The organism is Psychromonas ingrahamii 37 (genome assembly GCF_000015285.1).
Lineage (GTDB): Bacteria > Pseudomonadota > Gammaproteobacteria > Enterobacterales > Psychromonadaceae > Psychromonas > Psychromonas ingrahamii.
On the sequence record NC_008709.1, the window covers coordinates 2,178,694 to 2,192,347 of the forward strand.

General features: G+C 37.9%; 12 protein-coding genes. 9 read left to right on the forward strand and 3 right to left on the reverse strand.

Annotated features, from left to right (window positions below; genetic code table 11):
* The first annotated feature begins 693 nt into the window (after positions 1–693).
* From PING_RS09365 to PING_RS09375, 3 genes are all read left to right on the forward strand, one after another.
* Entirely contained in the window at positions 694–1,953 is a 1,260-nt protein-coding gene (locus PING_RS09365) for a glycosyltransferase (protein ID WP_011770133.1), read from the forward strand.
* A gap of 66 nt (positions 1,954–2,019) precedes the next feature.
* Positions 2,020–2,238, forward strand: coding sequence for a hypothetical protein (locus tag PING_RS09370; RefSeq protein WP_011770134.1), 219 nt, complete (start codon positions 2,020–2,022; stop codon positions 2,236–2,238).
* Positions 2,239–2,772: 534 nt separating this feature from the next.
* On the forward strand, positions 2,773–3,960 hold the full coding sequence (locus tag PING_RS09375; RefSeq protein ID WP_011770135.1) for a Bcr/CflA family multidrug efflux MFS transporter: 1,188 nt from the start codon (positions 2,773–2,775) through the stop codon (positions 3,958–3,960).
* 325 nt (positions 3,961–4,285) lie between these two features.
* Here PING_RS09375 and PING_RS09380 read toward each other — a convergent pair whose 3' ends face one another.
* Positions 4,286–4,729: a DUF1499 domain-containing protein gene (locus tag PING_RS09380; RefSeq protein ID WP_011770136.1), complete on the reverse strand. Its 444-nt coding sequence runs from the start codon at positions 4,727–4,729 to the stop codon at positions 4,286–4,288.
* 786 nt (positions 4,730–5,515) lie between these two features.
* Here PING_RS09380 and PING_RS09385 point away from each other — a divergent pair.
* The gene (locus tag PING_RS09385; protein ID WP_011770137.1) at positions 5,516–6,307 is read left to right on the forward strand and encodes a M48 family metallopeptidase; all 792 of its coding nucleotides are present in this window, start codon (positions 5,516–5,518) and stop codon (positions 6,305–6,307) included.
* Positions 6,308–6,390: 83 nt separating this feature from the next.
* On the opposite strand, the gene PING_RS09390 is transcribed toward PING_RS09385, so the two are convergent.
* On the reverse strand, positions 6,391–7,005 hold the full coding sequence (locus PING_RS09390) for a YccT family protein (RefSeq protein ID WP_011770138.1): 615 nt from the start codon (positions 7,003–7,005) through the stop codon (positions 6,391–6,393).
* A 478-nt stretch (positions 7,006–7,483) separates the two neighbouring features.
* Between PING_RS09390 and PING_RS09395 the strand changes: the two genes are divergently transcribed.
* The 5 genes from PING_RS09395 to PING_RS09410 all read left to right on the forward strand — a co-directional run bounded on the left by PING_RS09395 (position 7,484) and on the right by PING_RS09410 (position 12,824).
* Positions 7,484–9,625: an MFS transporter gene (locus tag PING_RS09395; protein ID WP_011770139.1), complete on the forward strand. Its 2,142-nt coding sequence runs from the start codon at positions 7,484–7,486 to the stop codon at positions 9,623–9,625.
* Between the two features lie 60 nt (positions 9,626–9,685).
* Complete coding sequence (locus tag PING_RS09400) at positions 9,686–10,414, forward strand: sulfite exporter TauE/SafE family protein (protein WP_011770140.1); 729 nt, start codon at positions 9,686–9,688, stop codon at positions 10,412–10,414.
* Positions 10,415–11,035: 621 nt separating this feature from the next.
* Positions 11,036–11,926, forward strand: coding sequence for a DMT family transporter (locus tag PING_RS09405; protein ID WP_011770141.1), 891 nt, complete (start codon positions 11,036–11,038; stop codon positions 11,924–11,926).
* 73 nt (positions 11,927–11,999) lie between these two features.
* A complete protein-coding gene (locus tag PING_RS21845; RefSeq protein ID WP_408635123.1) occupies positions 12,000–12,083 on the forward strand; it encodes a hypothetical protein in 84 nt (27 codons plus the stop codon).
* 3 nt (positions 12,084–12,086) lie between these two features.
* On the forward strand, positions 12,087–12,824 hold the full coding sequence (locus PING_RS09410; RefSeq protein WP_011770142.1) for a dienelactone hydrolase family protein: 738 nt from the start codon (positions 12,087–12,089) through the stop codon (positions 12,822–12,824).
* Positions 12,825–13,030: 206 nt separating this feature from the next.
* Here the strand turns inward: PING_RS09410 and PING_RS09415 are convergent, their stop codons facing one another.
* Complete coding sequence (locus tag PING_RS09415; protein WP_011770143.1) at positions 13,031–13,450, reverse strand: Hsp20/alpha crystallin family protein; 420 nt, start codon at positions 13,448–13,450, stop codon at positions 13,031–13,033.
* Positions 13,451–13,654: the final 204 nt, after the last annotated feature.

The following is a 13,654-nucleotide window of genomic DNA, read 5'->3' on the forward strand; positions in this document are numbered from 1 at the left end:
TTCTGTAATGTTCAGCTTTCGTATCTAAAAAGTCTATTAAGCGCTCTTTTATATCTGGCAGATTCAACCTTGAAGTGTATAACCACTGAGCAGCTATAGCTACCATATGTTCAGCTATTAATTTGGCTGGCGTTTTATAATTTAGTTTCTTCCTTAACCGATTATTGTCTATTTAAATACTGCTTTCTACAGAGCGTGATATTGGCTTTTAATTGACTTTAGTATGATATTTATTTTAACGTGATGATTTTAAATAATATAAAGTATGGGTGTCCTGCCTTTTTTCGCAAAGTCACTTAACGAATACATTATTGATCGAGGAAAATAAAATTTCACCTGACATTTATCTACTCTAAATAAAATAGAGTGCATTGCAGCTATATATACCTTAGAGAATATAAACGATTTTTATCTAAAATAAGGTGTCCAGTTAAATTAAATCATTGAAGGGATTTAACACCAATATTTAGGGGATATATTTATATTTTTCTAACACGCTTGGGGGCGTTAGCTAGTTATCTTTCTGAGGCGCAAAGGGGCACAGACCGAGTTAGGAGATAATTTTACCGTTAATGTAAATTCAAGATTAAAGACCTGGCACGAATGGTATTTATATCATGGTATAATACCGTTTTATGGTCGCTAAACTAATAACGCCATACCTTACAACTCTAAATTCTTCGGTTATATGTCATGAAAAAACTTCTCATTATTGGTTATGTTTGGCCAGAGCCTAACTCTTCTGCAGCAGGTAGTCGTATGATGCAGTTAATTAACTCTTTTCAAATGCAACACTATCAAATTACTTTTGCCAGCCCCGCACAACAAACGGAGCACATGGCTGATTTAAATGCTCTGAATATCGCAGTTGAAAATATCAATCTTAATTGCACCAGTTTCAACGATTTTATTGTCAAATTAGCACCAGATGCGGTGATGTTTGATCGCTTTATGATGGAAGAGCAATTTGGTTGGCGAGTCAGTGAGCATTGTCCGCAAGCATTACGTATTCTAGATACCGAAGATCTATTTTGTTTGCGTCATGCACGGCATCAAGCGTATAAAGAAAAGCGCAGTATCATCGACGAAAACCTACTAACTAGCGATTTAGCCAAACGCGAAGTTGCAGCCATATTTCGTTCAGACATCAGCTTAATGATTTCAAGCATCGAGGTTGAGTTATTACAGCGACTATTTAAAGTCGATGCCAAATTATTGCACTATTGCCCATTCATGCTCAATGAAGCGCAATTAACACAAGTAAACCCTCATTATCAACAACGACAAGACTTTATGGTTATTGGTAATTTTAGGCATGCCCCTAATTGGGACGCCGTATTGTGGCTAAAGCAACAAATATGGCCACTTATCCGTAAACAGTTACCTAACGTAGTACTGAATATTTATGGTGCGTATCCCCCGCCGAAGGCGACTGACTTACATGATGAAAAATCAGGGTTTTTAGTCAAAGGTTGGGTAGATGATGCTGTACTTGCTATGCAAAGCGCAAAGGTGTGTTTAGCACCATTACGTTTTGGTGCAGGCATGAAGGGAAAACTGGCCGAAGCGATGTATTGTGCAACCCCGTCAGTAACAACAGATGTTGGCGCTGAAAGCATGCAAACTGAACTACCCTGGGCGGGCGCAATAGCGAATGACCCACAAGCGATTGCAAATGCTGCGGTAAAATTGTACCAAGATGAAAGTATTTGGCAAACGGTGAGTGATTTAGGCCCTAAAAATGCAAAAGTTATGTACCAACAAGAAAGTATCAATAGCGCATTGTCACAGTGTATTAGTCAACTAACCGATACGTTAACTTCGCACAGACAAGCCAACTTTATTGGTAGCATGCTTAATCATCATCATCATAAAAGTACGCAGTACATGTCTCAATGGATTGACGTTAAAACGCAGCTGAAAGTTATTGTTGAAGGGGCTGATGAGCAGTAATGTAAATAAATGGGGTGTTCAAAAATCTGTGTCATTTCAGTAAAATAAACTAAAAAGGAATGACACATGACTAATAAATTTAACTTTAACGATGCAGTTAAAGAGCTTCCAGCAGGTAAAAACCTTAATGGTAAAGATGGTGTACTCACATCTATCATCAAACAGTTAACTAAAGCAGCACTTCAAGCTGAAATAGAACAACACCTCATTAATGATCAACACCCTAATCGTCAAAATGGCTCTGCAAGAAATCTATGGTGCCAGGTCTTTAATTTTCACTTTTAATAAATTGCAAGTTGAATTTCTAAGGCGCTTTGCTAGACAGCTTTATTTCTAGGGTGCCTGACAAATTAAATGTAGCCACTACACTGTTACCTCTGCTGCTAAAACAGAAGACTAATTCCATTCATTAATTTGTCATGTCGATTCAATCTATTTAACAGAGTGTTTATACCAAACGTATTAATAAAGTGATCAGATTTACTCTTCAAATTCATCCTACGGCTTTTTTAGCGTAAATTTGGCCTTTGAAGCAAGTGATCATAAACTTAATGCTTTTGGTATTATTCAAACTAAACTGGCAGTCACTGGAATATAGATATTTACCTGCAGACGACAATTATTATTAATCCTCATTACTCTAAAAAAATCACCACAACAATTTAATTGTTTTTTGTTACCCGCGAAGTGACAAAGGAGATAATAAGTGCGGCCGAACATAAAAGTGAAAATTCTGTGTGTCAAGTGTAAAAAAATAATAAACGAGAGCTGGTTCATGTTATTCTAACTTTTTTATTTCCTTTTATCCCAGAGAAGATTATGGATTCGTCCTCCACAACAAAATTAAGTTTTTTACTGATCGTTATTCTGGGTGGTATCACCTCCCTTACTCCTTTTGCTATTGATATGTACCTGCCAGCAATGCCGAGTATTGCAAAAGAGTTTGGGGTAAGTGCAGGTGCCATTCAAATTACCTTGACCTCTTTTATTGCCGGATTTGCAGTTGGCCAGCTATTTCATGGTCCTTTATCAGATAGTTTTGGTCGTAAGCCTGTGTTGCTGCTTGGTACCTTTTTCTTCGCGCTTGCCGCTGTTATTAGTGCAGCGAGCGACAGTATTGACGCGCTTATGTGGGCACGTGCTGCGCAAGGTTTTTCAGGTGCTGCTGGTGCTGTTGTTGTTCAAGCTATTGTTAGAGATATGTTTGCCAAGGAAGATTTTGCTCGCACTATGTCATTTATTATATTAGTGATGACTATTGCTCCCTTATTAGCGCCACTTGCTGGTGGTTATCTGGCCGTCTGGTTTGGTTGGCGCTCTATCTTTTGGTTATTAGCCCTGATTGCATTTGTTATGATTATCGCTGCCAGCTTAGTTATTCCTGAAACCTTAAAAGCTGAAAATAGACAACCTTTTCGCCTGCGCACTACAATGCGCCATTTTTTTACCCTCTTTACCCGATCCAAAGCCTTTGGATTGATTTTTACCGGGGCTTTTTCATTTGCTGGTATGTTTGCATTTTTAACGGCTGGCTCTTTCATATACATAGAAATATATGGTGTGAGCATCACTAATGTTGGTTATTTATTTGGCTTAAATATACTTTTAATGATGGTGATGACGACATTAAACGGAAAATATGTAAAAAGATTAGGATCGCATTATCTGCTTCGTTTGGGGTTAACTATTCAACTAATCGCAAGCCTGCTCTTAGTGTTAGCGCAGTTATTAGATTTAGGTTTATGGGGAGTTGTTGTACCTGTTATGTTATTTTTCAGCACTATTTCAATGGTGGGCAGTAATAGTATCGCGTTATTATTAAACGAATATCCGGAAATAGCGGGTACGGTATCTTCGTTGGCGGGCTCCCTCAAATTTGGTGCGGGTGCCTTGGTCGCTGCTGCTGTCTCTATGTTACCTAGTGGCAGTGTTTGGCCGATGATATTAATGATGGTGTTATGCAGTTTGCTGTCAATGACATTTTATACTTACTGTGCAAAGAGGTAAAATTAAAGCCGTGAGCAATGAGTTAAAAGCCAGACTGCGATGCTCGATATTATGACATTAGTGAAAGCTGACTTTCCTTTTGATTATCCCAATATTCATATTTGTGGGGATACTTGTGTTGGCTGCCCGAAAAATTAATTGAATTAGTTGAAACGAAGATCATGCACTGGAAGTCGGTACTTGAGCGCGGAGAAATACCCCATTTTAGAGAGATGTCTGCCTTTGCAAAATGATGCGAAAATGTGCGCAGAGGGCTTGTGCGCAATGCTCCGCTTTTTTGCCCCCCCCGGTAAGTTCAATTTACAATAAATCCTAAAGCAGCCTGTTATTTTATCACTCCGCGTTTAATAAGCGCTGCCCGTAATACCTCAATGCGATCACGGTTAACGCCAAAATCAGAATATCCAATACGTGAAGCTGAATAGACTGCGATAAGACCTTCGCTTACCCTCAGCTGTAATTTTAGATCATCAACAAATCCAAATACTGCACTTCGACATTCAACATCTAAAAAATCATCTGTTTGTTGAATAATGTTGCTGCGGGGGAGCGCCATAATGACCTCTATTACAATAGGCCATGCTTTTTCAGCTGAGGTTGTTAGTTGAAAGGGCAAAATGAAATGATTTTTATCGGTTGCATCACTTGAAACACAATTTGGTGACGTGGGGCAAGGTTCGATATTTCCGGTAGCATGGCTGCTCTGCGGCGTGCAGGCACTGAGTGTTAAAAGGGAAGCGCTCAACAAGGCAAGGGCGGCTGCTTTCATATTTTTATTGTCCTTATAGATAGAGGTAAAGATTGTTGTAAATTATTATTTCGTTTTACTGTTGCTTTTAAGTTTAGTCTTGGAAATAGAAAAATTTGCTCTTTATTTTTAAAATCAACCATCTGGACACACTGGTGATGGATTATCTGGTAATTGCAATTATACTTTTTTCCACAGCAGTTAAAACGTTTGTTCTATCTATTAAAATCAAAAGATGTGGCTATTTTTTTGTTGCATCTTAGCAGGGGTAAATTATGTCTCATATAGTGGTAATCGGTGCAGGGACGGGGGGCCACTTTTGTGGCTATTCCACAAATTCCGCCCAGAAATGTGACCTGGTTTAAAAAAGGAAAGTGGGTACATTTTGCCAAAATTGCCTTTGAAAAATACTTTATGATGAAAATCAAAAATACATGCTTAAATTACTGTGTATTACCAAGTTGAAATAGAAAGATAAAAGGTTTTTTGCAAAGTATGGGGCTGTATTGGTAAACCTTACTTTAAAATCAGGTTTACTCTCTTGGGCCCTAATAAAATTGTTTGGCTGCAAAGAAATAAAGTGCACCTTAATCCTATTTATTCATTTTAACTTCAATATTGATCTCCGTATTATGCATGACAATAGGTTACAATTAGCCTACAAATTGCTTCAAAAATTCACACTTTTATCTGAATACGGGTAAAAGAAACAGATATCTCCCTTTGCAGTACTTTTTTTTAGTGATATTCAGTCGTATTCAATAAGGTAAGAAGTGAAAGGTAATGATAAATAGAGGAATTGTTAGTATGAAAATAATAAAACCATTTTTATTGTCGACTGTAGTGGCCGCATCATTGACATTGTATGGCTGCGCAAACTCTCCAACAGGTAGAACGCAAATTTTACTCTTTTCGGGTACAGAGATGTCACAGCTGGGCGCGCAGTCGTTCGAAGAGATAAAAAAACAGGAAAAGATCAGTACGGATAAAAAAACAAATGTCTATGTACAGTGTGTGACTAGCGCAATTACCGCTCGTTTAGCACCTCAATCTGATTTTACACAATGGGAGGTTGTTGTTTTTGATAGTGAACAGATCAATGCCTTTGCACTGCCAGGCGGTAAAATAGGTGTTTATAGCGGTTTACTCAAAGTGGCGGTTAATCAAGATCAATTAGCAACGGTGATTGGCCATGAAATTGGTCATGTGATGGCAAATCATAGCAACGAACGACTTTCTAGAAGTCAGTTAGCCAATACGGGATTACAACTTTCTAATCTTGCTCTGGGGGGAGCTGAATATCAAAATATAGCAATGGCGGGGCTTGGTTTAGGTGTACAGTATGGGATCTTAATGCCCTATGGGCGTGCGCAGGAGTCTGAGTCTGACACGCTAGGATTAAAGCTGATGGCTGAAGCTGGGTTTGATCCGCAACAAAGTGTTAATTTGTGGGTCAATATGGCCAAGGCTTCCGGTGGAAATCAGCCACCTGAGTTATTATCCACCCACCCGTCAAACTCAACGCGTATTAAAAACTTAAAGGCGCAGGTAGCGGCTTTACCTGCAAGTAATGTAAAAGGTCAGAATTGTAAATTGTAACTGAAAAGAAGGGGGGTGGTTTTCAGATAAGAAAACCACACCCTTATTTACGCTAACAATCTCGGCAGCTTAATTTCATTTATTTATTTCATATCTTGTTCGATCAACCAAATCCTGAACGCTTTTTTATCCGCTTTACTGGCTGAATTATAAACCTTTATTAGTTGCTCTATTGGCGCGCTATTTGAATAATCAGAAGATTCACCCTGAGCTGTAATTGCTAAGTTATCTGCTGTTGATGATGAAATGATGCCCTCATCTTTATTGTATTTTGCAATTAACTTTTCGATATCATGATAGGGAAGAAAACCTTCACCGGAAAGGATATCTGCATCCTTTATCATCACGCTGTTGTTTTGATTTGTTACACGCCAAGTGATGCCTGTTTCTAGTGCTTTTTTAGCTTGTTCATAACTGTTAAATATCTCGACAGCTGCGATCGTTGTATTATTATCTGCTTGTATATTGAAAATGTAGGGTTTACTGGTTAGCATCCCGTCTTTAGGAAAACTATTCGAATATCTGACGACTATTTGATGCTGACCCTTTGGCAAGGTAAAATCCGAAGTGTCTAAAATTTGATTACTGTATTTTTGACCATCAACAGCTAAAATTTCTACATTTCTTTCCGCCGTTAATGTTGCGGCATAACTAGATGACATTACACAAAATGTAATTAATACGACTAAAAATCTCATTTAAGTTCCTTTTTTAAAACACCAGCTTAATAAATACCCTTTCAATAGCAATAAGGATAATTTACAATTTAAGCGTTAAATCTAGCACTAACACATCATTATTTATAGGAAAATTTACAATTTAAGGGCTAAACCATGACACTAGCACATGGTTATTTATAGGAATATTTTACTTATGAATAGTTGTCTAGGGATGTTTGTCTTTTGACACTATTGCTCTTGAGGATCTCTTTTACTCCCGGCAAGCACGAGGGCGTGTGATAATTAACTCTATAAAAGACATTGTTGATTATAAATAAGTGGTCTCAGCATTTTTATTACTGTCTCTTGCCGTTTAACTTTGCCCTATATTGAACGTCATGCTAATGTTGTGTTGATGTTGTATCTATAAAACATTTAGCTTTCCTTTTTATTCCTAGTTTAATGGAAACAGCAACTGCTAATCCTCGCTAAGCTACCTACTGTAAGAGATATTTCCGTGTTAAAGACGTTAAAACCTTTCCCCTTATTGTTATTAAGTGGTTTTTTAATCATGCTTGGAAATGGATTAAGTAATATTCTATTACCTGTTCGTATGCAGCATGATGGTGTTGATATCAGTAATATTGGTATTGTTTTATCAATGTATTCCGTCGGTTTTTTATTTGGTGCAATCTACTGCCGCCAGTTATTACAACGTGTTGGCCATATTCAAACTTTTGCAATTTGCGGTAGTTTGACCGCCGTCGCCATTTTATTATCAGGGCTCTATAGTGACCCCTTAGTACTTGGTGCAATGCGTATCATTACCGGTTTTTGTATTGCTTGTACTAATGCAACACTCGATAGTTGGTTAGGCCATAGCGCCACAGAAAAAAACCGCGGAAGAATACTCGCAGTTAACCAGATTATCATTATGAGCGCATTATTTTCCGGTCAATTTTTATTAAACTTAGCCCCCGTTGAAAGTACCACTTTATTTATTCTGGCAGGTATTCTCTTCAGTTTTTCAATCACCCCTATTGTTATCGGCAGACACAAAGGGCCTTTTATTGAAGATAGCCAGGGCATGTCATTTTTCACTATTATCAAACTCTCCCCCTTAGGTGTTGTATCTTGCTTTTTTTGTGGTGTTTTATACTCCGGCCTATTAAATATGTTACCCATATTTGCCAGTAATAATGGTATTGAGGGTTTTGATTTATCTGTTTTTATGGGAGCCGCCATTGCGGGAGCGATAATTTTACAATTTCCAATCGCGTATTTATCGGATCATTTTGACCGAAGAAAAGTGATGTTTGGTATGGTGGCGACCTTTATTGTATTTAGTATATTGATACCCTTTTTAATTTATTTAGAATGGTTCAAACTGACCTTAATGGCGCTCGCAATAACAACGGGACTTGCTGCCTGTCTTTATCCTATGAGTATTTCTGAAGCCTTTGATAAAGTAATTAAAGAACAGATATTAGCTGCAATGGGATCATTATTAGCAATCTATGCACTGGGCAGTATTTTAGGCCCCTACAGCGCTGCGATCGCAATGGAATCATTAGGCAATAATGCATTATTTGGATTTACCGTTGTTGCTGCATTTTTGTTGCTTATTTTCATCAGTATTCGTATGAAAAAATCTGAAGCTTTAGCAATTGATGATCAAGAAAGCTTTGTTATGCAGACACCAAGCGGGGCGGTTTCGGTATTGGATCCGCGTACTGTTTACACTCAATCCGAATTATCAACAAATGCAGGTGTACAAATTGCAGTTAATCTGGCCTATGAAAACCCCGCTATTGCGCTCAATATGGTTAAAGCGTTAGCACGACGGGATATTAAAAATGCCAGCCGCTTGGTCGCTGGATTAAGTCAAATAAAAGCCGTTAATATTGGTAAATTATATTCTGCTATCGTCCGTATAGCACCCTACAGGAGTATTCGAACTGCTCAAATATTGATCGATGCTGCGCCGGAAAGAGCGGAACAGCTTGTTGATTGGATTATTATGCAGGATGACGATGATATGTGTAAAATTATCGTTGCCATTGCCGCTATGATGCCGGATAACGGCATTAATATTCTGCAATATGCAGCCCAAAAAATGGTTGGCAAATATCCTCTGGCGATACTGGCGATGACCGAAGAATATATTAACATACTGTCCAGCTCGTTGGATGAGATGAGACCGGTCGACAGGGTTGCAACAGATCCGCAGCAAACGGCAACAGAGCTCTATAACCGAATGCAGGATGTGTCTCCTGAACAGTCGGCTGACATAGCGATCACCATCTCTGAAGCTTTACCCGACGCTTCTTTCGATGTGGCAGAAGCTTACCTTCATAATTTATTGTTGAGTGAAGAACATCCATTTAAAAACAAAGAATCTATTCAAAAAATCCAAACTGCGATTAATTTATATATGAAAGAAGTCGCTAAAAATATACCGGAACATGCTGTTGAGGTCGCTAATACCTTTATCGAGATTGTGCCGGATGTTGCCTCAAGTGTTGTTGAAATTATACAAGATGCTGAGCAGTACTCCGACAGTTATCTCACCCAGACAATTACAGATAAACCGGTAGAAAGCCAGATTAACGAAGCGCTTCAAAAAGCGGTGGAGCTACAAAACGTAGACGATACCTAAAAATAACTACTGCGGTTTTACTTTAAAAAAATACAGCAGATACAATCTTAGCGGGTGAATATGGATATTAATTTGTTAATTGCGATGTTATTGATTTTTTGTGGCTCTTTTATTCAAAGTGCAACAGGCTTCGGCCTCGCGGTGGTCGCGGCACCTATCTTAATTCATCTGTCTCCTGAATTTATTCCCGGCCCGATTATTATAGTGGGGCTTTTCTTAGGTATTATTAACAGCCTAAGATACCGTGCTAACATTTCATTTGCAGGGCTTAAACATGGCATTATGGGGCGTATTCCAGGTACTATCGCAGGTGCCGTGTTACTTTTTTATATCAACGTTGCAGAGCTTTCATTATTATTAGGAATAATTGTCTTAATGGCTGTTGTGATTAGCTTACTGCCGATTAAATTAGAGCCGACTCCCCGTAGATTAATGATTGCAGGTTTTTTATCGGGTCTTTTTGGCACAAGCTCTAGCATTGGTGGGCCGCCGATGGCTTTATTATTACAACATCAACAAGCCCATTTAATACGGGCTAATATGGCCGCATTTTTTGTGGCGGGCGGGATCATGTCATTATTTGTGCAAATCCCTATTGGTTTTATGACCCTGCATCACCTTTATATATCTCTACCCTTACTACCTGCCGGTTATTTAGGTTATCGCGCCGCACATCATTTTATTGATCGTTTTTCACAACAAATTGTACGCCGAATGTCACTTGTCTTATGTACAATTTCGGGCTCTGGGGCCCTATTCTCAGGGGTCATATCCATTTGGGGAACGTGACTATATATTGATAGCTGCTTTTTTCTTTGTTTATTCAACCACCTTCACTACTATTAAGAAGTCCTATATGCCCGCCAGTTTATGTTTAATTATTGCTACGTTCTTCTCCGGAGGCATTTCCATTTGGGGAACGTAATATGTATTAATAGCTGTTTTTGTTCTCTTTGTTTATTCAACCACCTTTACTACTGTTAAGAAGCTCCATATGCCGGCCAGTTTATGTTTAATTATTGCTACGTTCTTCTCAGGGGTCATATCCATTTGGGGAACGTGACTATGTATTAATAGCTGTTTTTGTTCTCTTTGTTTATTCAACCACCTTTACTACTGTTAAGAAGCTCCATATGCCGGCCAGTTTATGTTTAATTATTGCTACGTTATTCTCCGGAGGCATTTCCATTTGGGGAACGTAATATGTATTAATAGCTGTTTTTGTTCTCTTTGTTTATTCAACCACCTTTACTACTGTTAAGAAGCTCCATATGCCGGCCAGTTTATGTTTAATTATTGCTACGTTCTTCTCAGGGGTCATATCCATTTGGGGAACGTGACTATGTATTAATAGCTGTTTTTGTTCTCTTTGTTTATTCAATCACCTTTACTACTGTTAAGAAGCTCCATATGCCGGCCAGTTTATGTTTAATTATTGCTACATTTTTGTGGGGAAGTTCATTTGTGGCATTAAAATATGCCATTGAATTTTATGATCCGACTTTTGTTATTTTTTTAAGAATGTTAATTACATTAATTACTTGTACTTTTTTTTGGCGTTGGATAAAACGTTTCAGCTATCGAAAGGGAGACTGGAAATTTTTGATCTCTATGTCACTGGCGGAGCCCTGTTTATATTTTTTATTTGAGGGTATTGCGCTGCAAAATACCTCTGCATCACAAGCGGGGGTATTAGTCTCATGTTTACCTATTTTAATTGCGATACTTGCATTTTATATTTTAAGAGAACAATTATCTAAAGCGATTCTGGCAGGTTTTACCTTGTGCATTTCGGGTAGTATTTTATTAACTATTATGTCCCCCAGCTCAGCACATGCAAGTAATCCATTACTGGGTAATTTTGTAGAGTTTTTAGCCATGATCTGTGCTGCCTATTATTCCGTCAGTATTAAATATCTTTCAGGGCGTTATTCACCTTTTGCGTTGATTGCACTACAGGGATTAAGTGGGACACTGTTTTTTGCACCCTTTTTGCTGTTTAATGATCTGCCTGTTACACATAATAGTAATGCACTCCTTAATATTCTTTACTTGGGGACAGTGGTCACCTTTGGGGCCTATGGTTTATACAATTATGCATTGACAAGAGTGTCAGTATTAACGGCGGCTTCTTTTTCTAACTTAATACCCATATTTTCGCTAATGTTATCTGCAATAATATTGGGTGAGAGATTAAATAGTGCTCAATGGCTGAGTATCGCTATTGTATTCTTAGGCATTATCATTAGTCAGAAACATAAATCCGTTACGCCGGCGAGTGCTGAAATCCAAAGTATATAAGGTTTTCTGTGAATCTACTCTTCGTAACCTATCAAGCTCTTTTAATTTTTAATCAGAATAGCTTGATAGGTCTATCTGTTTTTTATACTATTCGAAGCGCTTAATGCTGGCAATGATTCTATACTCTACAAGTCTTATCTTACCTATAAAGGAATAAAATATGCGTTTATTAATTTATATCATCCTTGGATTTTTATTGATGCCCTTGGCCAATGCAAGCGGAGAATACGTTAGCTATCAAGTTGCCGGTAAATCCTATCAAGGTTATTTTGTTAATCCATCCCCAAATGCCCCCCTTATATTACTGATCCATGATTGGGATGGTTTGACCGATTACGAAGTCAAACGTGCTGAAATGTTGGCGGACTTAGGCTATGCGGTCTTTGCAGCGGATCTATTTGGTGAAGGGATAAGACCAACAGAGGTGAAAGATAAAAAACAACACACGGGTGAATTATATAAAGATAGAGCGAAAATGCGTGCATTGATGAAAGGCGCCTACGAGTCTGCTGTTGCTAAAGGTGCGCTTGCTAATAATACCGTCGTGATGGGTTATTGTTTTGGCGGGGCAGCAGTATTGGAATTAGCGCGTTCAGGGTTCGATGTTAAAGGTTTTGTCACTTTTCATGGTGGATTGCAAACACCGGAAGGTCAAGATTACAAAAAGACTAAAGGCAAATTATTAATATTACATGGCAGTGCGGATACGGCTATTCCGATGGAACAATTTGCCTCACTTACTCAGCAATTAGAAGAAAGTGGCATCGAGCATGAAATGACCACATACAGTGGAGCACCTCACGCTTTTACGGTTTTTGGCACTGAATCTTACCGTGAAGATGCCGATAATAAATCGTGGAAAAGATTTATTGAGTTTCTTGATGACACGCTTAAATAATTTTACGGTTTTTGACTCTGAGTCTTACCGTGAAGATGCCGATAATAAATCGTAGAAAAATTTATTGATGATAGATTCAAATAATTTATTAATTTGGACATGATGAGTTTGAGGATAAAGCAAAGATAGGGTTAAAAAAACAGCCAACAAAAAAAAGAGGTTAGGTCTACAAAGCCCTAACCTCTTTTTACTGGCATCAATAAGTTTTATGATATTTCAATTTTGTGAACTTCGTGACCAGCTGGTTTTGCTTTTGGGGCTGTAAGTTTCAATAAACCATTTACTAGTTCGGCTTTTATTTCTTCTTCTTTAATATTTTTTCCCACATTAATACTGCGGCTAAAGAAACCACTTCTTATTTCTTTTTTGATAACATTATCTACTTCAGATTCTTTTTCTTCATGCACCTTAGCTTCAATGGTCAATAAACCATCCTGCAGCTGGACATTGATATCTTCTTTATCTACACCGGGTAGCTCAGCGACGAAGACGTATTGATCATCTTTTTCAATAATATCTACGCGAGGTTCAAAATAACCCTCTTTGCCTTTTAGTTTGTTTAAGGCAAAAAAATCGTCGAAAACATGTTCTGGGCTTAACCATTGGCTTCTTGGTACTATGTTCATAATTTCCTCCTCAAAAAATAGTGCTAACATCCCGAGAAAATTATTTTCTCGATTAAAGTATAGAATAGATGCCGGAAAAAAAACCTGACAAGCTAAATAAAAAATTATCTTTATTTGAACAAAAATTTAAAATAAAAAATATTTTTATTTTAAATTAAAACAATGAGATAGCGTTATTACAGGTCTGGCGTTATTTTAAAATAG

Excerpts from the sequence above, each read along its gene's own strand:
- PING_RS09400 (WP_011770140.1), top strand. The coding sequence starts at position 9,686 with ATGGATATTAATTTGTTAATTGCGATGTTATTGATTTTTTGTGGCTCT.
- PING_RS09370 (WP_011770134.1), top strand. The coding sequence starts at position 2,020 with ATGACTAATAAATTTAACTTTAACGATGCAGTTAAAGAGCTTCCAGCA.
- PING_RS09380 (WP_011770136.1), bottom strand. The coding sequence starts at position 4,729 with ATGAAAGCAGCCGCCCTTGCCTTGTTGAGCGCTTCCCTTTTAACACTC.
- PING_RS09415 (WP_011770143.1), bottom strand. The coding sequence starts at position 13,450 with ATGAACATAGTACCAAGAAGCCAATGGTTAAGCCCAGAACATGTTTTC.
- PING_RS09375 (WP_011770135.1), top strand. The coding sequence starts at position 2,773 with ATGGATTCGTCCTCCACAACAAAATTAAGTTTTTTACTGATCGTTATT.
- PING_RS09365 (WP_011770133.1), top strand. The coding sequence starts at position 694 with ATGAAAAAACTTCTCATTATTGGTTATGTTTGGCCAGAGCCTAACTCT.
- PING_RS09390 (WP_011770138.1), bottom strand. The coding sequence starts at position 7,005 with ATGAGATTTTTAGTCGTATTAATTACATTTTGTGTAATGTCATCTAGT.
- PING_RS09385 (WP_011770137.1), top strand. The coding sequence starts at position 5,516 with ATGAAAATAATAAAACCATTTTTATTGTCGACTGTAGTGGCCGCATCA.
- PING_RS09410 (WP_011770142.1), top strand. The coding sequence starts at position 12,087 with ATGCGTTTATTAATTTATATCATCCTTGGATTTTTATTGATGCCCTTG.
- PING_RS09405 (WP_011770141.1), top strand. The coding sequence starts at position 11,036 with ATGCCGGCCAGTTTATGTTTAATTATTGCTACATTTTTGTGGGGAAGT.